This is a genomic window from Burkholderia sp. MS389 (assembly GCF_016899425.1).
Lineage (GTDB): Bacteria > Pseudomonadota > Gammaproteobacteria > Burkholderiales > Burkholderiaceae > Burkholderia > Burkholderia sola.
The window spans coordinates 2,563,267-2,584,410 of the sequence record NZ_CP045994.1 but is presented as its reverse complement, the minus strand read 5'-3'; the positions used below and the strand labels follow the sequence as shown (position 1 = coordinate 2,584,410).

General features: G+C 64.5%; 20 protein-coding genes and 1 tRNA gene. 20 read left to right on the top strand and 1 reads right to left on the bottom strand.

Annotated features, from left to right (window positions below):
* Positions 1–92: 92 nt before the first annotated feature.
* On the bottom strand, positions 93–605 hold the full coding sequence (locus GJG85_RS12000; protein WP_050016457.1) for a hypothetical protein: 513 nt from the start codon (positions 603–605) through the stop codon (positions 93–95).
* Between the two features lie 166 nt (positions 606–771).
* Here GJG85_RS12000 and GJG85_RS11995 point away from each other — a divergent pair, with 166 nt between their 5' ends.
* From GJG85_RS11995 to GJG85_RS11900, 20 genes are all read left to right on the top strand, one after another.
* Positions 772–2,031, top strand: coding sequence for a branched-chain amino acid ABC transporter substrate-binding protein (locus tag GJG85_RS11995; protein ID WP_089488683.1), 1,260 nt, complete (start codon positions 772–774; stop codon positions 2,029–2,031).
* Between the two features lie 107 nt (positions 2,032–2,138).
* On the top strand, positions 2,139–2,408 hold the full coding sequence (rpsO, locus tag GJG85_RS11990; RefSeq protein ID WP_006398792.1) for a 30S ribosomal protein S15: 270 nt from the start codon (positions 2,139–2,141) through the stop codon (positions 2,406–2,408).
* A gap of 290 nt (positions 2,409–2,698) precedes the next feature.
* The gene (gene pnp / locus GJG85_RS11985) at positions 2,699–4,846 is read left to right on the top strand and encodes a polyribonucleotide nucleotidyltransferase (RefSeq protein WP_050016459.1); all 2,148 of its coding nucleotides are present in this window, start codon (positions 2,699–2,701) and stop codon (positions 4,844–4,846) included.
* Positions 4,847–4,994: 148 nt separating this feature from the next.
* Positions 4,995–6,014: an NAD(P)H-quinone oxidoreductase gene (locus GJG85_RS11980; protein ID WP_050016461.1), complete on the top strand. Its 1,020-nt coding sequence runs from the start codon at positions 4,995–4,997 to the stop codon at positions 6,012–6,014.
* A 140-nt stretch (positions 6,015–6,154) separates the two neighbouring features.
* Positions 6,155–6,910 (top strand): triose-phosphate isomerase, encoded by a 756-nt coding sequence (gene tpiA, locus GJG85_RS11975; protein WP_050016464.1) that lies wholly within the window; start codon positions 6,155–6,157, stop codon positions 6,908–6,910.
* A gap of 72 nt (positions 6,911–6,982) precedes the next feature.
* The gene (secG, locus tag GJG85_RS11970; protein ID WP_050016466.1) at positions 6,983–7,345 is read left to right on the top strand and encodes a preprotein translocase subunit SecG; all 363 of its coding nucleotides are present in this window, start codon (positions 6,983–6,985) and stop codon (positions 7,343–7,345) included.
* 110 nt (positions 7,346–7,455) lie between these two features.
* Positions 7,456–7,540, top strand: a tRNA-Leu gene (locus GJG85_RS11965).
* Between the two features lie 153 nt (positions 7,541–7,693).
* Positions 7,694–8,053: an NADH-quinone oxidoreductase subunit A gene (locus GJG85_RS11960; protein ID WP_006398798.1), complete on the top strand. Its 360-nt coding sequence runs from the start codon at positions 7,694–7,696 to the stop codon at positions 8,051–8,053.
* 62 nt (positions 8,054–8,115) lie between these two features.
* Positions 8,116–8,595 (top strand): NADH-quinone oxidoreductase subunit B, encoded by a 480-nt coding sequence (locus GJG85_RS11955; protein ID WP_006398799.1) that lies wholly within the window; start codon positions 8,116–8,118, stop codon positions 8,593–8,595.
* A 21-nt stretch (positions 8,596–8,616) separates the two neighbouring features.
* Positions 8,617–9,219: an NADH-quinone oxidoreductase subunit C gene (locus tag GJG85_RS11950; RefSeq protein ID WP_006478264.1), complete on the top strand. Its 603-nt coding sequence runs from the start codon at positions 8,617–8,619 to the stop codon at positions 9,217–9,219.
* A 9-nt stretch (positions 9,220–9,228) separates the two neighbouring features.
* Positions 9,229–10,482, top strand: coding sequence for an NADH-quinone oxidoreductase subunit D (locus GJG85_RS11945; RefSeq protein WP_034184888.1), 1,254 nt, complete (start codon positions 9,229–9,231; stop codon positions 10,480–10,482).
* Between the two features lie 182 nt (positions 10,483–10,664).
* The gene (gene nuoE / locus GJG85_RS11940; RefSeq protein WP_050016470.1) at positions 10,665–11,150 is read left to right on the top strand and encodes an NADH-quinone oxidoreductase subunit NuoE; all 486 of its coding nucleotides are present in this window, start codon (positions 10,665–10,667) and stop codon (positions 11,148–11,150) included.
* A complete protein-coding gene (gene nuoF / locus GJG85_RS11935) occupies positions 11,147–12,469 on the top strand; it encodes an NADH-quinone oxidoreductase subunit NuoF (protein ID WP_017331620.1) in 1,323 nt (440 codons plus the stop codon). Before nuoE ends, nuoF begins: the two co-directional genes overlap by 4 nt.
* Positions 12,470–12,554: 85 nt before the next feature.
* Positions 12,555–14,885, top strand: coding sequence for an NADH-quinone oxidoreductase subunit NuoG (gene nuoG / locus GJG85_RS11930; RefSeq protein ID WP_204383332.1), 2,331 nt, complete (start codon positions 12,555–12,557; stop codon positions 14,883–14,885).
* Positions 14,886–15,953, top strand: a complete 1,068-nt coding sequence (gene nuoH / locus GJG85_RS11925; RefSeq protein WP_050016474.1) for an NADH-quinone oxidoreductase subunit NuoH — start codon at positions 14,886–14,888, stop codon at positions 15,951–15,953. It abuts the gene before it with no gap.
* Between the two features lie 10 nt (positions 15,954–15,963).
* Positions 15,964–16,452 (top strand): NADH-quinone oxidoreductase subunit NuoI, encoded by a 489-nt coding sequence (gene nuoI / locus GJG85_RS11920; RefSeq protein WP_006484869.1) that lies wholly within the window; start codon positions 15,964–15,966, stop codon positions 16,450–16,452.
* A gap of 112 nt (positions 16,453–16,564) precedes the next feature.
* On the top strand, positions 16,565–17,215 hold the full coding sequence (locus GJG85_RS11915) for an NADH-quinone oxidoreductase subunit J (RefSeq protein WP_011545812.1): 651 nt from the start codon (positions 16,565–16,567) through the stop codon (positions 17,213–17,215).
* An 18-nt stretch (positions 17,216–17,233) separates the two neighbouring features.
* Positions 17,234–17,539 (top strand): NADH-quinone oxidoreductase subunit NuoK, encoded by a 306-nt coding sequence (gene nuoK, locus GJG85_RS11910; RefSeq protein ID WP_006478272.1) that lies wholly within the window; start codon positions 17,234–17,236, stop codon positions 17,537–17,539.
* A gap of 17 nt (positions 17,540–17,556) precedes the next feature.
* Complete coding sequence (gene nuoL, locus GJG85_RS11905) at positions 17,557–19,617, top strand: NADH-quinone oxidoreductase subunit L (RefSeq protein WP_050016476.1); 2,061 nt, start codon at positions 17,557–17,559, stop codon at positions 19,615–19,617.
* An 18-nt stretch (positions 19,618–19,635) separates the two neighbouring features.
* Positions 19,636–21,126 carry an NADH-quinone oxidoreductase subunit M gene (locus GJG85_RS11900; RefSeq protein ID WP_050016477.1) on the top strand — a complete coding sequence of 497 codons (1,491 nt, stop codon included), beginning with the start codon at positions 19,636–19,638 and terminating at the stop codon, positions 21,124–21,126.
* The last annotated feature ends 18 nt before the right edge of the window (positions 21,127–21,144 follow it).

The window sequence follows — 21,144 nt, the reverse complement described above, 5'->3', positions numbered from 1 at the left end:
AATTAAATAACACGACGGAAAAAATGAAATGGCCATTCACGCAATCATTCGTGAATGGCCATTGCGACAATTGCGCGTCAATGCGCAATCGGTCAGAACAGCGTGCGGCGATCGGGATCGTGCAGCGGGTCCGGCGTTTTCTGCGTGGTGCGCAGGATGCCCTGCGGATCGAAGTAGAAGCTGTACATCATGTACCAGACGTTGTCCTCGAGATACCGGTACGTCCACACCTCGCGCTTCATCAGCGGAAAGTAGGAGGTCTCGACCGGGCGTCCGAAATTGACGAGGACGTCGGTCTTCGTCCACTTGCCGATCTCCGCGCGATAGAACTCGCTCGGCTGCAGCACCTGGCGCACGTTGACGATCCGGTGGGCCGCGTCGACGTCGGCCGCGACCGTGATCTCGCCCATTGGCTGGGTCGGCCACATCAGGCGCTTGCCGCCGCCCGGGAGGTCATAGATCTCGCGCGGCGGGCCCATGCGCGCGACGATCGCCGACTCGTCCTGGCCGGCCTGGTATTGCTGCCACGGTTGCGCGCAACCGGCCAGCAGCGCGGCGGCGCAGGCGACCAGCACCGGCAGGCGCGCGGGAATGCGAGAGCGCATCGGATTCTCCAGAACACGGAAACAGGTCCCGTTTTATCACGGACGGCGCGCGATCGTGCATCGGGCGGAAAAAATCGGTGCGGATCGCGCGCCGTCGCGCTTGCGGGCCGCGGGCGCGGCGGCCTATGATCCGCGCTTCTCGGGCAGATTGAAGGGCAGGTTGGCGATGCACGGATGGAAGCGATGCGCGCTCGCGTGGAGCGCGGGGTGGATGCTGGTGTCGTCCGCGTTTGCCGGCGGCGAGCCGGTGCGGATCGCACTGATCGAAGGGATGTCCGGCCCGTTCGCGAACGCGGGCGCGGCGGTCGAGCGCAACCTGCGCTTCGGCGTCGAGCAGGTCAATGCGGCGGGCGGCGTGAAGCTGCGCGACGGCGCGCACCCGCTCGAGCTCGTCGTGCTCGACAGCAAGGGCAGCCCTGAGGAGGCGCTCGTGCAGTTGCGCGCGGCCGCCGACCGCCATGTCGGCTTCGTCGCGCAGGGCAACAGCTCGGCCGTCGCGGCCGCGCTCGTCGCGGCGCTCGACAAGCTGAACGCACGCGATCCGGACAACCGGATGCTGTTGCTGAACTACTCGGCCGACGATCCGGCGCTGACCGGCGCGCGCTGCAGTTTCTGGCATTTCCGCTTCGATGCGCATGCCGGCATGCGGATGGCGGCGCTCGCGGACGTGATGGCGCGCGATCGCGCGCTGCGCAGGGTCTATCTGCTGAACCAGGACTACAGCTTCGGTCACGACGTCAGCACCCTCGCTCGGCAGGCGCTGGCCGCGCGGCGCCCGGACGTGACGATCGCCGGCGACGAATTCCACCCGATCGGCCGGATCAAGGATTTCTCGCCGTACATCGCGAAGATCCGCGCGAGCGGCGCGGACGCCGTCGTGACCGGCAACTGGGGCAACGACCTCACGCTGCTCGTGAAGGCGGCGCGCGAACAGGGGCTCAACGCCAAGTTCTATACGTTCTACGGCAACAGCCTCGGCGCGCCGGCGGCCCTGGGTGACGCGGGTGTCGGCCGCGTCGTGGCGGTAGCCGACTGGCACCCGAACGCGGGCGGCGCCGCGTCCGACGCGTTTTACCGCGCGTTCCGGACCCGTTTTCCGGCCGCCCAGGACGACTACCCGGTGCGGCGGATGAGCCAGATGATCCAGATGCTGGCCGCCGCGATGACCCGTGCGGGTTCGGCCGACCCAGTCGCGGTCGCGCGTGCGCTCGAGGGGCTGTCGTTCGACGACGGCTTCCACGCGTCGCGGATGCGCGCGCAGGATCACCAGCTGATCCAGCCCCTTTACGTGATGGAAATGGACAAGGCCGGCACGCCGGGCGTGCGCTTCGACAACGAGGCATCGGGCTACGGCTTCCGGACGGCGCTCGCGGTGCCGGCGCAACGCACGGAGATGCCGTCGACGTGCTCGATGACGCGCCCGTGACGGGAAGCGCCAAGAACGGCACCGAGTTGTGCTACAATGCGCGCCGGTTGTAAGTCACGGCACGGCCATTCTTCCGTGTCCGCCTGTTCAGTTAGAAAGGAAATCACATGTCTGTTGCAGATATCAAGAAGTCGGAAGTCGTTGCTCAGTTCGCCCGCGGTACCAACGACACGGGGTCGCCCGAAGTCCAGGTCGCACTGCTGACCGCACGTATCGTCGAACTGACGGGTCACTTCAAGACCCACGCGAAGGATCACCACAGCCGCCGCGGTCTGCTGCGCATGGTGAGCCGCCGCCGCAAGCTGCTCGACTACCTCAAGGGCAAGGATGCCGACCGTTACCGCGCACTGATCGAGAAGCTGGGTCTGCGTAAGTAATCGAGGCGATTGCCGCCAGCAAGATGCCTGTGTCAGTCCGCTGATACAGGCATTTTGTTTTTGCGCGGTGCGTAGCGTCACACGCACCGCAGGCGCTCCCGCACGTTCGTACGGGGCCGCCGCCACGACCGATACCGGGGCAGGATTTGTGTCATTCCAGCGCGTCGCTGCTTGAGCGCCGCGCTGGAATGGCATAAAAAACACACCTTGCTCCGGGTGATTCGGTCGGGACGCCGCCGCGCGGGATGGCCGGCGCGGCGAATGAAATGCATGAATACAAAGGAGCAACCATGTCCATGTTCAACAAGGTCGTGAAGGAATTCCAATGGGGCCAGCACAAGGTGCGCCTCGAAACCGGTGAAGTCGCCCGCCAGGCGAGCGGCGCCGTGATCGTCGACGTCGAAGACACCGTCGTGCTGGCAACCGTCGTCGGCGCGAAGTCGGCGAAGCCGGGCCAGGATTTCTTCCCGCTGACCGTCGACTACCTCGAGAAGACCTACTCGGCCGGCAAGATTCCGGGCGGCTTCTTCCGCCGCGAAGGCCGTCCGTCGGAGCACGAGACGCTGACGTCGCGCCTGATCGACCGTCCGCTGCGCCCGCTGTTCCCGGAAGGCTTCTACAACGAAGTCCAGGTCGTGATCCACGTGCTGTCCGTGAACCCGGAAATCCCGGCGGACATCCCCGCGCTGATCGGCGCATCGGCCGCGCTCGCCGTGTCGGGCCTGCCGTTCAACGGCCCGGTCGGTGCCGCGCGTGTCGCATACATCGACAACGCATACGTGCTGAACCCGACGCGTGACCAGCTCAAGGCATCGAGCCTCGACCTCGTCGTCGCGGGTACGGAGCGCGCCGTGCTGATGGTCGAGTCGGAAGCCGATCAACTGTCGGAAGAAGTGATGCTGGGCGCCGTGGTGTTCGGCCACGAGCAGATGCAGATCGCGATCGACGCGATCCACGAGCTGGTGCGCGACGGCGGCAAGCCCGAGTGGGACTGGCAGCCGGCGCCGAAGAACGAGGCGCTGATCGCCCGCGTGACCGAGCTGGCGCAGAACGATCTGCTCGCCGCTTACCAGTTGCGCGACAAGCAGGCGCGTTCGGCGAAGCTGAAGGAAGTCTACGCGGCGACGTCGGCGAAGCTCGAGGAAGACGCGCTGGCGGCCGGTACGGTCGCGGCCGACAAGGCCACGGTCGGCAACGTGCTGTTCGACATCGAGGCGAAGATCGTCCGTTCGCAGATCCTGAACGGCGAGCCGCGCATCGACGGCCGCGACACGCGCACCGTGCGCCCGATCGAGATCCGCACCGGCGTGCTGCCGCGTACCCACGGCTCGGCGCTGTTCACGCGCGGCGAAACGCAGGCGCTGGTCGTCGCGACGCTCGGCACGAAGGGTGACGAGCAGATCATCGACGCGCTCGAAGGCGAATACCGCGAGCGCTTCATGCTCCACTACAACATGCCCCCGTTCGCGACCGGCGAAACGGGCCGCGTCGGCTCGCCGAAGCGTCGCGAAATCGGCCACGGCCGTCTGGCCAAGCGCGCGCTGGTCAAGTGCCTGCCGAGCGCCGACGAATTCGGCTACTCGATCCGCGTCGTGTCGGAAATCACCGAATCGAACGGTTCGTCGTCGATGGCATCGGTGTGCGGCGGCTGCCTCGCGCTGATGGACGCCGGCGTGCCGATGAAGGCGCACGTCGCGGGTATCGCGATGGGCCTGATCCTCGAAGGCAACAAGTTCGCGGTGCTGACCGACATCCTCGGCGACGAAGATCACCTCGGCGACATGGACTTCAAGGTGGCCGGCACCGAGCAAGGCGTGACGGCACTGCAGATGGACATCAAGATCCAGGGCATCACGAAGGAAATCATGCAGGTCGCGCTCGCGCAGGCGAAGGAAGGCCGCATGCACATCCTCGGCAAGATGACGTCGGCGGTGTCGGGTGCGAACACGCAACTGTCGGAATTCGCGCCGCGCATGATCACGGTCAAGATCAACCCGGAAAAGATCCGCGACGTGATCGGCAAGGGCGGTTCGGTGATCCGCGCGCTGACCGAGGAAACGGGCACGACCATCGACATCTCGGACGACGGCGTCGTGACGATCGCGAGCACGAGCAGCGAAGGCATGGCCGAAGCGAAGAAGCGCATCGAGCAGATCACGGCTGAAATCGAAGTCGGCCAGGTGTACGAAGGCACGGTGCTCAAGCTGCTCGATTTCGGTGCGATCGTGAACCTGCTGCCGGGCAAGGACGGTCTGCTGCACATCTCGGAAATCGTCAACGAGCGTGTGAAGGACATCAACGACTACCTGAAGGAAGGTCAGCAGGTGAAGGTCAAGGTGATCCAGACGGACGAGAAGGGTCGCGTGCGTCTGTCGGCCAAGGCGCTGCTGAATGAAGCAGCGGCGGCAGCGCAGTCGGATACGCCGCCGCAGCAGTAAGCGGACAGGCGGACCAACGGCCGGCAGTGCGAAAGCGTGCCGGCCGTTTTTTCTGTAGCATCGTTGTGCGGCGCAGCAGCGCCGGCGAGGCGCCCGCGCCGTGCGCACGGGCGTGCCATCCGATTCCGATCCTGGAGCGATTCTCACCATGAAAGCCATCGAAATCACCGAATTCGGCGCCCCCGACGTGCTGAAGCTCGCGGAGCGTCCGCGCCCCGAACCGAAGCGCGGCGAAGTGCTGATCAAGGTGGCGGCTTCCGGCGTGAACCGGCCCGACGTGTTCCAGCGCAAGGGCGCCTATGCGCCGCCGCCGGGTGCGTCGGATCTGCCGGGCCTCGAGGTCGCGGGCGAGATCGTCGGCGGCGACGTGTCCGATGCGGCGCTGAACCCGTTCGGCCTGAAGCTCGGCGATCGCGTGTGCGCGCTGCTCGCGGGCGGCGGCTATGCCGAATATGCGGTCGCGCCGCTGCCGCAGTGCCTGCCGGTGCCGGACGGCCTCACCGATGTCGAGGCCGCCTCGCTGCCCGAAACGTTTTTCACCGTGTGGAGCAACGTGTTCGACCGTGCGCAGCTCGGCGCGGGCGAGGGCGGCGAGCAGGAGACGCTGCTCGTGCAGGGCGGCTCGAGCGGCATCGGCGTGACGGCGATCCAGATCGCGCATGCGCTCGGCTTTCGCGTGTTCGCGACGGCCGGCACCGCCGACAAGTGCCGCGCGTGCGAGGCGCTCGGCGCCGAGCGCGCGATCGACTACAAGACCGAAGACTTCGTCGAAGTCGTGAAGTCGCTGACGCACGATCGCGGCGTTGACGTGATCCTCGACATGGTGGCGGGCTCGTACGTGCCGCGCGAGCTGTCCGCGCTCGCGGACGGCGGCCGTCTCGTGCTGATCGCGCTGCTCGGCGGCGCGAAGGCCGAGGTCAACCTGAACGAGATCCTGCGCCGCCGGCTGACGGTGACGGGCTCGACGCTGCGCCCGCGCCCGGTCGAGTTCAAGGCGCGCATCGCCGCGCAGTTGAAGGCGCGCGTGTGGCCGCTGCTGGCCGACGGTCGCATCAAGCCCGTGATCTATCGTGTGCTGCCGGCCGGCGAGGCCGCGCAAGCGCATGCGCTGATGGAAAGCGGCGAGCACATCGGCAAGATCGTGCTCGATTGGGGTACGAACGCGTGACGGCCCGCGCAGCGGGCTTGACATACGCGGTTTGACCGGTTCAAGCCGCGCGCAGTAAAATCGCGGGTTTGCTTCGCCAGATCCAACCTGACGGCCGGGTTCCGGCACGTTAATGACAAGATAGTGACGAGACAGACACGATGTCGAAACAACGAACAAAGCGAGTGATCGGCAACTGGAAGATGCACGGCCGGCTGGCCGGCAACCAGGCGCTGCTGAACGAAGTGGTGCAGGGTGCGGGCGCGGTGGCGGCTGAAACGTCGATCGGCGTGTGCGTGCCGTTCCCGTATCTCGCGCAGGTTCAGGCGCAGCTCGGCGGTGGCCGTGTCGCGTTCGGCGCGCAGGACGTGTCCGCGCACGAGCAAGGCGCGTTCACCGGCGAGGTGGCGGCCGCGATGGTGGCGGAGTTCGGCGCGCAGTATGCGATCGTCGGCCATTCGGAGCGTCGCGCGTATCACGGCGAAAGCAGCGAGACGGTCGCCGCGAAAGCGCAACGCGCGCTCGCGGCAGGCCTCACGCCGGTCGTGTGCGTCGGCGAGACGCTCGACGAGCGCGAATCGGGTGCGACCGAGCAGGTCGTCGGTGCGCAGCTCGACGCGGTGCTGGCCGTGCTGACGGCTGACGAAGCTGTCCGCATCGTCGTCGCGTACGAGCCGGTCTGGGCGATCGGTACGGGCAAGAGCGCGACGTCGGCGCAGGCGCAGGACGTGCACGCGTTCCTGCGTACGCGTCTCGCGGCGAAGGGTGCGGCGGACGTGTCCGTGCTGTACGGCGGCAGCGTGAAGCCGGACAACGCGGAAGAGCTGTTTGCTCAGCCGGACATCGACGGTGGCCTGATCGGCGGCGCGTCGCTGAAGGCGGAAGATTTCCTGGCGATCTGCCGGGCCGCGCGTTGAGCGGTCCGAGATCGAATTGAACCATGACGGCGGCCGGTCGGTCCGGTCGCCCGATCCAATCGGGTGGGTGTGATGCTGTTATTCAAGACGTTGATTATTGTGGTGCAGGTGCTGTCTGCGCTCGGCGTGATCGGGCTCGTGCTGCTGCAGCATGGCAAGGGTGCCGACATGGGCGCCGCGTTCGGCAGCGGCGCGTCGGGCAGCCTGTTTGGTGCGACGGGCTCGGCGAACTTCCTGTCGCGCACGACGGGCATTCTCGCGGCGATCTTCTTCGTCGCGACGCTCGCGCTGACGTACCTCGGTTCGTACAAGTCGACGCCGTCGGCAGGCGTGCTCGGCACGGCAGCGACCGCGCCGGCATCGGCGCCGGCTGTCGCGGCGTCCGCCGCAGCCGCTTCGGCCGCAAGCGCGCCGGGCCAGGATGTCCCGAAATAAAAAGTTAATTTTTTTGCGGTTGTGCGTTGAACAAATCCGGAACTCGGGTTAGAATTTAATTCTTGAAGCGATTCGCGGGAACAAGCAGCACAACCCGAGTTGCATGCAGTGCCGACGTGGTGAAATTGGTAGACACGCTATCTTGAGGGGGTAGTGGCGAAAGCTGTGCGAGTTCGAGTCTCGCCGTCGGCACCAAAGTTACTCAATGCCAGCCGCTTCTAGTGGCTGGCATTTTTCATTTCTGGGGTGGGCTTGCGGTTGTCTTGTGATCGCCTGTACTCCGAAATGATTCCTTCCGCCGGAAGTGGTATTCTCCGGACGCTCAGAACCAACCGATAGAGGATTGCCTTGAACCTCGCAGCCTATTACCCCGTCTTGTTGTTCCTCCTCGTGGGCACTGGTTTAGGTATAGCGCTGGTCAGCATCGGCAAGCTCCTTGGTCCCAACAAGCCGGACGTCGAGAAGAACGCACCGTACGAGTGCGGCTTCGAAGCCTTTGAAGACGCCCGGATGAAGTTCGACGTTCGGTATTACCTCGTCGCCATCCTGTTCATCATCTTCGATCTCGAAACCGCATTCCTGTTCCCGTGGGGCGTCGCGCTCCGGGACATCGGCTGGCCGGGTTTCATCGCAATGATGATTTTTCTGCTCGAATTCCTGCTGGGCTTTGCCTATATCTGGAAGAAAGGCGGCCTCGACTGGGAGTGATGGGTTAATCGCCGGTTTGCATGGGCGGCCACGCTCGGTCGCTCGTCTGGAGTGGAAAGCAAATGAGTATCGAAGGGGTCTTGAAGGAAGGGTTTGTCACCACGACGGCTGACAAGCTGATCAACTGGACGCGTACCGGCTCGCTGTGGCCGATGACGTTCGGGCTCGCGTGTTGCGCCGTCGAGATGATGCATGCGGGCGCCGCCCGTTACGATCTGGACCGGTTCGGTGTCGTGTTCCGTCCGAGCCCGCGTCAGTCGGACGTGATGATCGTCGCCGGCACGCTGTGCAACAAGATGGCGCCCGCGCTGCGCCGCGTGTACGACCAGATGGCCGAGCCGCGCTGGGTGATCTCGATGGGGTCGTGCGCGAACGGCGGTGGTTACTACCACTACTCGTACTCGGTGGTCCGCGGCTGCGACCGGATCGTGCCGGTCGACGTCTACGTGCCGGGCTGTCCGCCCACGGCCGAGGCGCTGGTCTACGGCGTGATCCAGCTTCAGGCGAAGATCCGCCGCACCAATACCATCGCCCGTCAATAAAGCCCCGAGCGTCCCCTCAATATGGCAAGCAAAATCGAGACCCTGAAGGCAAACCTCGAAGCCGCGCTCGGCGCGCGCGTGGTGAGCCTCACCGAAGCGATCGGTGAACTGACGCTCGTCGTGAAGGCGAGCGATTACCTCGAAGTCGCAAAGACGCTGCGCGACGATCCGAAGCTCCGTTTCGAGCAACTGATCGACCTCTGCGGCGTCGACTACCAGACCTTCGGCGACGGCGCCTACGACGGCCCGCGCTTCGCGGCCGTGTCGCACCTGCTGTCGGTCACGAACAACTGGCGTCTGCGCCTGCGCGCGTTCGCGCCGGACGACGATCTGCCGATCGTGGCGTCGCTGGTCGACATCTGGACCTCGGCGAACTGGTACGAGCGCGAAGCGTTCGACCTGTACGGCATCGTGTTCGAAGGCCACCCCGACCTGCGCCGCATCCTCACCGACTACGGCTTCATCGGTCACCCGTTCCGCAAGGACTTCCCGGTGTCGGGCTACGTCGAAATGCGTTACGACCCGGAAGAGAAGCGGGTCGTGTACCAGCCGGTGACGATCGAGCCGCGCGAAATCACGCCGCGCGTGATCCGCGAGGATCGCTATGGCGGTCTGAAACATTAAGGGGGCGTCATGGCAGAAATCAAGAACTACACGCTCAACTTCGGCCCGCAGCACCCGGCAGCGCACGGCGTGCTGCGCCTCGTGCTCGAGCTCGACGGCGAAGTCATCCAGCGTGCCGATCCGCACATCGGCCTGCTGCACCGCGCGACCGAAAAGCTCGCGGAATCCAAGACCTTCATCCAGTCCGTGCCGTACATGGACCGTCTCGACTACGTGTCGATGATGGTCAACGAGCACGGCTACGTGCTCGCGATCGAAAAGCTGCTCGGCATCGACGTGCCGGAGCGCGCGCAGTACATCCGCGTGCTGTTCGACGAAATCACGCGCGTGCTGAACCACCTGATGTGGATCGGCGCGCATGCGCTCGACGTCGGCGCGATGGCCGTATTCCTGTACGCGTTCCGCGAACGCGAAGACCTGATGGACGTGTACGAAGCGGTGTCCGGCGCCCGGATGCACGCGGCCTACTATCGTCCGGGCGGCGTCTATCGCGATCTGCCTGACGCAATGCCGCAATACAAGGCGTCGAAGATTCGCAACGAGAAGGCGCTCGCGAAGATGAACGAAGCGCGCAGCGGCTCGGTGCTCGACTTCATCGACGATTTCTTCACGCGCTTCCCGAAGTGCGTCGACGAATACGAAACGCTGCTGACCGACAACCGGATCTGGAAACAGCGTCTGGTCGGGATCGGCGTGGTGAGCCCGGAACGTGCGCTGCAGATGGGCCTGACGGGCCCGATGCTGCGCGGCTCGGGCATCGCGTGGGACCTGCGCAAGAAGCAGCCCTACGAAGTGTACGACCGGATGGATTTCGACGTGCCGGTCGGCGTGAACGGCGATTGCTACGACCGCTATCTGGTGCGCGTCGAAGAAATGCGCCAGTCGATCCGCATCGCGAAACAGTGTATTGAGTGGCTCCGCAAGAATCCGGGCCCGGTGATGACGGACAATCACAAGGTTGCCCCGCCGTCGCGCGTCGGCATGAAGACCAACATGGAAGACTTGATTCACCACTTCAAGCTTTTCACCGAAGGTTTCCATGTGCCGGAAGGCGAAGCGTACGCGGCGGTCGAGCATCCGAAGGGTGAGTTCGGCATCTATCTCGTGTCGGATGGCGCCAACAAGCCGTATCGCCTCAAGATTCGCGCGCCGGGTTTCGCGCACCTGGCGTCGCTCGACGAAATGGCGCGCGGTCACATGATCGCCGACGCCGTCACGATCATCGGTACGCAGGACATCGTGTTCGGCGAAATCGATCGCTAATGGTTGCGCCGCCCGCGCGCGGGCGGCGAGCAGTCAGTCGCACGCGAAGTCACAAGCGGTATGCGCCGAACCGGCGCGGCTTCGCAAGCTGTCAACAGAGTGAGCGCCAGGTCTGCCGTCCATGCACCCCAGTGTGCGGCAGGTTGTTCGTTCGGTAGGAATTGAAAGAGTCGTGTCTGAAAATGATCTCAGCTGAAGGCCTGAAGGAAATCGATCGAGCGTTGACGAAGTATCCCGCCGATCAGAAACAGTCCGCCGTGATGTCGGCGTTGGCCGTGGCTCAAGAAGAGCATGGCTGGCTGTCGCCCGAACTGATGCAGTTCGTCGCGGACTATCTCGGCATGCCGGCGGTCGCCGTGCAGGAAGTCGCGACGTTCTACACGATGTACGAGCTCAAACCGGTCGGCAAGCACAAGATCACGCTCTGCACGAACCTGCCGTGCCAGCTCGGCCCGCACGGCGGCGCGGAAGCGACTGCCGACTACCTGAAACAGAAGCTGGGCATCGGCTTCGGCGAGACCACGCCCGACGGCAGGTTCACGCTGAAGGAAGGCGAATGCATGGGCTCGTGCGGCGATGCGCCGGTGCTGCTGGTGAACAATCACAGAATGTGCAGCTTCATGAGCCGCGAGAAGATCGACCAGCTGCTTGAGGAGCTCTCGAAATGACGTCCCTCCACGACCGTCACATCAAACCGCTGATCCTCGCTGGTCTGAACGGCGAGAACTGGCACCTCGAAGACTACGTTGCGCGCGGCGGCTACAAGCAGTTGCGCCGCATTCTCGAAGAAAAGATTCCGCCCGAGCAGGTGATCGCCGACGTGAAGGCGTCGGGCCTGCGCGGCCGCGGCGGTGCGGGCTTCCCGACCGGCCTGAAGTGGAGCTTCATGCCGCGTCAGTTCCCGGGGCAGAAGTACCTCGTCTGCAACTCGGACGAAGGCGAGCCGGGCACGTTCAAGGATCGCGACATCCTGCGCTGGAACCCGCACGCGCTGATCGAAGGCATGGCCATCGGCGCATACGCGATGGGCATCACCGTCGGCTACAACTACATCCACGGCGAGATCTTCGAAGTGTATCGACGCTTCGAAGCCGCGCTGGATGAAGCGCGCGCGGCCGGGTTCCTCGGCGACAACATCATGGGCTCGGAATTCTCGTTCCAGCTGCACGCGCACCACGGTTACGGCGCGTACATCTGCGGCGAGGAAACGGCGCTGCTCGAGTCGCTCGAAGGCAAGAAGGGCCAGCCGCGCTTCAAGCCGCCGTTCCCGGCGAGCTTCGGCGTGTACGGCAAGCCGACCACGATCAACAACACCGAGACGTTCGCCGCGGTGCCGTTCCTGCTGTCCATCGGGCCGCAGAATTACCTCGAGATCGGCAAGCCGAACAACGGCGGCACGAAGATTTTCTCGGTGTCGGGCGACGTCGAGCGTCCGGGCAACTACGAAGTGCCGCTCGGCACGCCGTTCGCGACGCTGATGGAGCTCGCCGGCGGGATGCGCGGCGGCAAGAAGATCAAGGCCGTGATTCCGGGCGGTTCGTCGGCGCCGGTGATCCCGGGCGACATCATGATGCAGACGGATCTCGACTACGATTCGATCGCGAAGGCGGGCTCGATGCTCGGTTCCGGCGCGGTGATCGTGATGGACGAGACGCGCTGCATGGTGCGCTCGCTGCTGCGCCTGTCGTACTTCTACTACGAGGAATCGTGCGGCCAGTGCACGCCGTGCCGTGAAGGCACCGGCTGGCTGTATCGCGTCGTGAATCGTATCGAGCACGGCGAAGGGCGCCAGGAAGATCTGGACCTGCTGAACTCGGTGGCCGAGAACATCATGGGCCGCACGATCTGTGCGCTCGGCGATGCGGCGGCGATGCCGGTTCGCGGGATGCTCAAGCACTACTGGGACGAATTCGCGTACCACGTCGAGCACAAGCATTGCATGGTCGGCGGTCACGCGCCGCATGTGGCTTCGGCTGCGGCGGCCTGAAGCGAAACACCCGGTTGCGGAATTTGAGCGCACGGTCGGGCGAAGGCGCGAACGGGCGGAAATAGGTTAAGGACCATTCACCATCATGGTTGAACTTGAAATAGACGGCAAGAAGGTCGAGGTGCCCGAAGGCAGCATGGTGATCCAGGCTGCGCACAAGGCGGACACGTACATTCCTCACTTCTGCTATCACAAGAAACTGTCGGTTGCGGCCAACTGCCGGATGTGTCTCGTCGAAGTCGAGAAGATGCCGAAGGCCGTGCCGGCCTGCGCGACCCCCGTGTCGGCCGGCATGATCGTCCGCACGCAGTCCGACAAGGCTGTGAAGGCGCAGCAGTCGGTGATGGAATTCCTCCTCATCAATCACCCGCTCGATTGCCCGATCTGCGATCAGGGCGGCGAATGCCAGCTGCAGGATCTGGCGGTCGGCTACGGCAAGTCGTCGTCGCGCTACTCGGAAGAAAAGCGCGTGGTGTTCCACAAGAACGTGGGCCCGCTGATCTCGATGGAAGAAATGTCGCGCTGCATCCACTGCACGCGCTGCGTCCGTTTCGGCCAGGAAATCGCCGGCGTGATGGAGTTCGGCATGCTGGGCCGCGGCGAGCATTCGGAAATCACGACGTTCGTCGGCAAGACGGTCGACTCCGAAATGTCGGGCAACATGATCGACCTGTGCCCGGTCGGCGCGCTGACCAGCAAGCCGTTCCGCTACAGCGCCCGGACGTGGGAACTGTCGCGCCGCAAGTCGGTGAGCCCGCACGATTCCGTCGGCGCGAACCTCGTCGTGCAAGTGAAGAACAACCGCGTGATGCGCGTGCTGCCGTTCGAGAACGAAGCGATCAACGAATGCTGGATCTCGGACAAGGACCGCTTCTCGTATGAAGGCCTCAACAGCGAAGCGCGCCTGACGAAGCCGATGCTGAAGCAGGGCGGCCAGTGGATCGAAACCGACTGGCAGACCGCGCTCGAATACGTCGCGAAGGGCCTGAAGGGCATCGCCGCGGATCACGGCGCGAACGCGCTGGCGATGCTCGCGAGCGCGCACAGCACCGCGGAAGAGCTGTTCCTCGTGAAGCAGCTCGCCAACGAACTGAAGACGCCGAACGTCGACTTCCGTCTGCGTCAGCAGGATTTCTCGGCGCCGGTCCAGGGCGCACCGTGGCTCGGCATGCCGATCGCCGACCTGTCGAACGTGGACGCCGCGTTCGTCGTCGGTTCGTTCCTGCGCCGCGACCACCCGCTGTTCGCATCGCGCCTGCGTCAGGCTGCGAAGAACGGCGCGAAGCTGCACTTCCTGCATGCGACCGGTGACGATTCGCTGATCCCGACCGCGCAACGCATCGTCGCCGCGCCGTCCGCATGGCTCGACGAGCTGGCCGGCATCGCCGCGGCCGTCGCGCAACTGCGCGGCGTCGCGTTGCCCGACGCGCTCGCGGGCGTCACCGCATCGGAGGCCGCGCAAGCCGTCGCGCAGTCGCTCGCGAACGGCGAACGCCGCGCGGTGCTGCTCGGCAACGTCGCGGTCCGTCATCCGCAATTCGCGCAACTGCACGCCGTCGCGCAGTGGATCGCCGACAACACCGGCGCCACGTTCGGCTTCCTGACGGAAGCGGCGAACACGGTCGGCGCGCACGTCGTCGGCGCACTGCCGGGCGAAGGCGGCCTGAACGCACGCGAAGCGTTCACGCAGCCGCGCAAGGGTTACGTGCTGCTGAACGTCGAACCGGAATTCGACACCGTCGATCCGGCACAGGCGCTGGCCGCGCTGAACCAGGCGGAAATGGTCGTCGTGATGTCGCCGTTCAAGCACGGCCTCGACTACGCCGACGTGCTGCTGCCGGTCGCGCCGTTCACGGAAACGGCCGGGACGTTCGTCAACGCCGAAGGCACCGTGCAGAGCTTCAACGGCGTCGTGCGCCCGCTCGGCGACACGCGTCCGGGCTGGAAGGTGCTGCGCGTGCTCGGCAGCCTGCTCGGCCTGCCGAACTTCGAATACGAGACCGCGGAAGAAGTGCGTCTCGCCGCGCTCGGCGACGCCGGCGTCGCGGGCCGCCTGTCGAACCAGACGTCGGTCGCGCCGGCCCGTGCCGCGGCGAATGCCGCGAACGGCGGTTTCGAGCGCCTGGCCGATGTGCCGATCTATCACGCCGACGCGCTCGTGCGCCGCGCGGGTGCGCTGCACCTGACGGCCGCCGCGAAGGCGGCGAACGCGGCAGCCCTGCCGGCCGCGCTGTTCGACAAGCTGGGCTTGAAGGAAGGCGACGCGGTGCGCGTGCGCCAGGGCGAGCGTGCGGTGCAGTTGCCGGCCGTGCGCGACGCGAATCTTGCGGAGACGGTCGTTCGCGTGTCGGCGGCGACGCCTGCCGGCGCAGCGCTCGGCAGCCTGTTCGGTGAACTGGTGGTGGAGAAGGCGTAAATGAGCTTGTTCGATACGATCAACGCGGGCGGGGCCGAGCTTCTCGGCTTCGCATGGCCGACGGTGTGGGCAGTCGTGCGCATCCTCGTCGTCTCCGTCGTCATCCTGCTGTGCGTCGCGTACCTGATTCTGTGGGAACGCAAGCTGATCGGCTGGATGCACGTGCGTCTCGGCCCGAACCGCGTCGGCCCCGGCGGCCTGCTGCAGCCGATCGCCGACGTGCTGAAGCTGCTGCTGAAGGAAGTCATTCAGCCGAGCGCCGCCAGCCGCTGGCTGTACCTGATCGCGCCGGTGATGACCGTCGTGCCGGCATTCGCCGTGTGGGCGGTGATCCCGTTCCAGGCCGAAGCCGTGCTCGCGAACGTGAACGCGGGCCTGCTGTACGCGATGGCGATCTCGTCGATCGGCGTGTACGCGGTGATTCTCGCCGGCTGGGCGTCGAACTCGAAGTACGCGTTCCTCGGTGCAATGCGCGCCGCGGCGCAGATGGTGTCGTACGAAATCTCGATGGGCTTCGCGCTGGTGCTCGTGCTGATGACGGCCGGCAGCCTGAACCTGTCGGAAATCGTCGGTTCGCAACAGCACGGCTTCTTCGCCGGCCACGGCGTGAACTTCCTGTCGTGGAACTGGCTGCCGCTGCTGCCGGCGTTCGTCGTCTACTTCATCTCGGGCATTGCCGAAACGAACCGTCACCCGTTCGACGTGGTGGAAGGGGAGTCGGAGATCGTCGCGGGTCACATGATCGATTACTCGGGCATGGCGTTCGCGCTGTTCTTCCTCGCCGAGTACATCAACATGATCGTGATCTCGGCGCTGGCTGCGACGCTGTTCCTCGGCGGCTGGGACGCACCGTTCGAATTCCTGTCGTTCATCCCGGGCATCTTCTGGCTGGTGCTGAAGGTCTTCGCGCTGCTGTCGGTGTTCATCTGGGTGCGCGCGACGTTCCCGCGCTACCGTTACGACCAGATCATGCGTCTGGGCTGGAAGGTGTTCCTGCCCGTCACGGTGGTCTGGGTGGTCGTGGTCGGCTTCTGGATGATGTCGCCGCTGAACATCTGGGTGAAGTAAGGACGAAATCATGACGGCTATCCAACACTTCTTTAAGACCTTCTTCCTGACCGAGCTGCTGAAGGGGCTCGCGCTGACCGGTCGTTACACGTTCAAGCGCAAGTTCACCGTGCAGTTCCCGGAAGAGAAGACCCCGATTTCGCCGCGTTTCCGTGGCCTGCACGCACTGCGCCGTTACGAGAACGGCGAAGAGCGCTGCATCGCGTGCAAGCTGTGCGAGGCCGTGTGCCCCGCGCTGGCGATCACGATCGAATCGGAAACGCGCGCGGACAACACGCGCCGCACCACGCGCTACGACATCGACCTGACGAAGTGCATCTTCTGCGGTTTCTGCGAAGAGAGCTGCCCGGTCGATTCGATCGTCGAGACGCAGATTCTCGAGTACCACGGCGAAAAGCGCGGCGACCTGTATTTCACGAAGGATATGCTGCTCGCGGTGGGCGACCGCTACGAGAAGGACATCGCAGCGGCGAAGGCTGCCGACGCGCCGTATCGTTGATTGTGTTTGCAGTGCCGGCCCGGCATGAACGATGAACGGGCCGAGCCGCCGCGACGGGTGCGGGCCTTCCGCAAGCCGCGCCTGACTATGGCCTAACGATGAACCGGTAATCATGGAATTCACGACCGTACTGTTCTACATCTTCGCGCTGCTCCTGGTGGTATCAGGGCTGAAGGTGATCACTTCGCGCAACCCGGTGGCGTCTGCGCTTTTCCTTGTGCTGGCGTTCTTCAACGCCGCCGCGATCTGGATGCTGCTGGAAGCGGAGTTCCTCGCGATCCTGCTGGTTCTGGTCTACGTGGGCGCGGTGATGGTGCTGTTCCTGTTCGTCGTGATGATGCTGGACATCAACATCGACTACCTGCGCCGCGACTTCAAGCGCTTCGTACCGATGGCGACCGTGGTCGGCGCGATCATCGTGATCGAAACCGCGCTGATCCTGTGGCGCGGCTATGGCGACACGCACACCGTGCATGCGATGGCGACGGGCGAGATGGCCAACTGGTCGAATACGCGCCTGATCGGCAAGGTGATTTACACCGACTACATCTTCGCGTTCGAAATCGCCGGCCTCGTGCTGCTGGTCGCGATCATCGCCGCGATCGGGTTGACCGAGCGCAAGGGCAAGGACAGCAAGCGCCAGCGCGTGTCGGATCAGGTCAAGGTGCGCCGCAACGACCGCGTGCGCCTCGTGAAGATGGAAGCGGACAAGCCGCAGCCGGAGACGGCGCAGAGCGAAGCCGGCTCGGGCACCAACGGCTAAGCGGAGGAAAAGAAAACCATGCTGACTCTTGCTCACTACCTTGTGCTCGGCGCGATCCTGTTTGCGATCGCGATCGTCGGGATTTTCCTGAACCGCCGCAACGTCATCATCATCCTGATGTCGATCGAACTGATGCTGCTGGCGGTGAACACCAACTTCGTCGCGTTCTCGCATTACCTCGGCGACGTGCACGGCCAGATCTTCGTGTTCTTCGTGCTGACCGTCGCCGCAGCGGAAGCCGCGATCGGCCTCGCGATTCTGGTGACCCTGTTCCGTAAGCTCGACACGATCAATGTCGAGGATCTCGATCAGCTCAAAGGTTAATTTCAGGCTACGCTGTTATGTCAACGACACTCAATGAAAACCTGCTGCTGGCGATTCCGCTCGCTCCGCTGGCCGGCTCGCTGATTGCGGGGCTGTTCGGGAACGCAGTCGGGCGCAAGGGCGCACACCGGATCACGATCCTCGGCGTCATGATCGCGTTCCTCCTGTCGGCGAAAGTCTTCCTCGACGTGATGGGCGGCGCAAGCTTCAACGCGACCGTCTACGAATGGATGAACGTCGGCTCGCTGAAGCTCGAGGTCGGCTTCCTCGTCGATTCGCTGACCGCGATGATGATGGTCGTCGTGACCTTCGTCTCGCTGATGGTGCACGTGTACACGATCGGCTACATGGCGGAAGAAGACGGCTACCAGCGCTTCTTCTCGTACATCTCGCTGTTCACGTTCTCGATGCTGATGCTCGTGATGAGCAACAACTTCCTGCAGTTGTTCTTCGGCTGGGAAGCGGTGGGTCTGGTGTCGTACCTGCTGATCGGCTTCTACTTCACGCGTGAGAGCGCGATCTACGCGAACATGAAGGCGTTCCTCGTGAACCGCGTGGGCGACTTCGGCTTCCTGCTCGGCATCGGCCTGCTGCTCGCGTTCGCCGGCTCGATGAACTACGGCGAAGTGTTCGCGAAGCGCGCGGAACTCGCGAGCCTGCACTTCCCGGGCACCGACTGGGGCCTGCTGACCGTCGCCTGTATCTGCCTGTTCATCGGCGCGATGGGTAAGTCGGCGCAGTTCCCGCTGCACGTGTGGCTGCCGGACTCGATGGAAGGCCCGACCCCGATCTCGGCGCTGATTCACGCGGCGACGATGGTCACGGCCGGCATCTTCATGGTGTCGCGCATGTCGCCGCTGTTCGAGCTGTCGGATACCGCGCTGTCGTTCATCACGGTGATCGGCGCGATCACGGCGCTCTTCATGGGCTTCCTCGGCATCGTGCAGAACGACATCAAGCGCGTGGTCGCGTATTCGACGCTGTCGCAGCTCGGCTACATGACCGTCGCGCTCGGCGTGTCCGCCTACCCGGTCGCCGTGTTCCACCTGATGACGCACGCGTTCTTCAAGGCGCTGCTGTTCCTCGGCGCCGGCTCGGTCATCATGGGCATGCACCACGACCAGGACATGCGCAACATGGGCGGCCTGCGCAAGTACATGCCGATCACGTGGATCACGTCGCTCGTCGGTTCGCTCGCGCTGATCGGCACGCCGTTCTTCTCGGGCTTCTACTCGAAGGACTCGATCATCGACGCGGTGAAGCTGTCGCACCTGCCGGGTTCGGGCTTCGCATACTTCGCGGTCGTCGCGAGCGTGTTCGTCACGGCGCTGTACTCGTTCCGCATGTACTTCCTGGTGTTCCACGGCGAAGAGCGCTTCCGCCATCCGAAGCATCCGGAATCGCCGATGGGCATGGCCGCCGCACATGGCCACGACGATCACGGCCATGGCCACGACCACGGTCATGACGACCACGCGCACGAGCCGCACGAGACCCCGTGGGTCGTGTGGGTGCCGCTGGTCCTGCTGGCGATCCCGTCGGTGATCATCGGCGCGATCGCGATCAGCCCGATGCTGTTCGGCGATTTCTTCCAGCACGGCGTCGCATTCGACAAGGTGATCTTCATCGGCGAAAACCATCCGGCGCTGGCCGAGATGGCCGAAGAGTTCCACGGCTGGGTCGGCATGGGCCTGCACTCGGTGTCGGGCCTGCCGGTGTGGCTGGCGCTCGCCGGTGTGGTCGTCGCGTGGTTCCTGTACCTGAAGCGTCCGGAACTGCCGGCGTCGATCCGCCGCGCGTTCGGCCCGATCTACACGCTGCTGGACAACAAGTACTACATGGACAAGATCAACGAAGTGGTGTTCGCCCGCGGTTCGGTGGCGATCGGCCGCGGCCTGTGGAAGGAGGGCGACGTCGTAGTGATCGACGGCCTCGTCAACGGCAGCGCCCGGTTCATCGGCTGGTTCGCCGGCGTGATCCGCTTCCTCCAATCCGGTTACATCTATCACTACGCGTTCGCCATGATCATCGGCATGCTGGGGCTCCTGACCCTGTTTGTAACGCTCGGCGGCAAATAAGGCGGGGAGACAACACTAATGCACGCTTTTCCGATTCTCAGTACCGCGATCTGGCTGCCGATCGTTTTCGGCCTCCTCGTGCTGGCGGTGGGTAACGACAAAAATCCGGGGACGGCCCGCTGGGTCGCGCTGATCGGCGCGCTGCTCGGCCTCGCGGTCACGATCCCGCTGATCACGGGCTTCGACTCGAGCACGGCTGCGCTGCAGTTCGTCGAGAAGTCGACCTGGATCGAACGCTTCGACATTGCGTATCACCTCGGCGTCGACGGCATCTCGATGTGGTTCGTCGTGCTGACCGCGCTGATCACGGTGATCGTCGTGATCGCCGCGTGGGAAGTGATCACCGAGAACGTCGCGCAGTACCTCGCGGCGTTCCTGATCCTGTCCGGGATCATGATCGGCGTGTTCTCGGCGGCCGACGGCCTGCTGTTCTACGTGTTCTTCGAGGCGACCCTGATCCCGATGTACATCATCATCGGCGTGTGGGGCGGCCCGAACCGCGTGTACGCGGCGTTCAAGTTCTTCCTGTACACGCTGGCCGGCTCGCTGCTGATGCTGGTCGCGCTGATCTACCTGTACACGCAGACGCATTCGTTCGACCTCGCGACGTGGCAGAACGCGAAGATCGCGATGACGCCGCAGATCCTGCTGTTCATTGCGTTCTTCCTCGCATTCGCGGTGAAGGTGCCGATGTGGCCGGTGCACACGTGGCTGCCGGATGCGCACGTGGAAGCGCCGACGGGCGGCTCGGTCGTGCTGGCCGCGATCATGCTGAAGCTCGGCGCATACGGTTTCCTGCGTTTCTCGCTGCCGATCACGCCTGACGCGAGCCACTTCCTGGCGCCGGTCGTGATCACGCTGTCGCTGATCGCGGTGATCTACATCGGCCTCGTCGCGATGGTGCAGGCCGACATGAAGAAGCTGGTTGCGTATTCGTCGATCGCGCACATGGGCTTCGTCACGCTCGGCTTCTTCATCTTCAACCAGCTCGGCGTCGAAGGCGCGATCATCCAGATGATCTCGCACGGCTTCGTGTCGGGCGCAATGTTCCTGTGCATCGGCGTGCTGTACGACCGCGTGCACTCGCGCCAGATCGCCGATTACGGCGGCGTCGTGAACGTGATGCCGAAGTTCGCGGCATTCGCGATGCTGTTCTCGATGGCCAACTGCGGCCTGCCGGGTACGTCGGGTTTCGTCGGCGAGTTCATGGTGATTCTCGCGGCCGTCCAGTACAACTTCTGGATCGCCTTCGGTGCGGCATTCACGCTGATCCTCGGCGCGGCCTACACGCTGTGGATGTACAAGCGCGTGTACTTCGGGGCCGTCGCGAACGATCACGTCGCCAAGCTGAAGGACATCGGCCGTCGCGAATTCCTGATGCTGGCCGTGCTTGCCGCGTTCACGCTGCTGATGGGCCTGTATCCGAAGCCTTTCACCGACGTGATGCACGTTTCCGTCGAAAACCTCCTCTCCCACGTCGCGCAGTCGAAGCTGCCGCTGGCCCAGTAATCGCGAGCGGAGGAACTC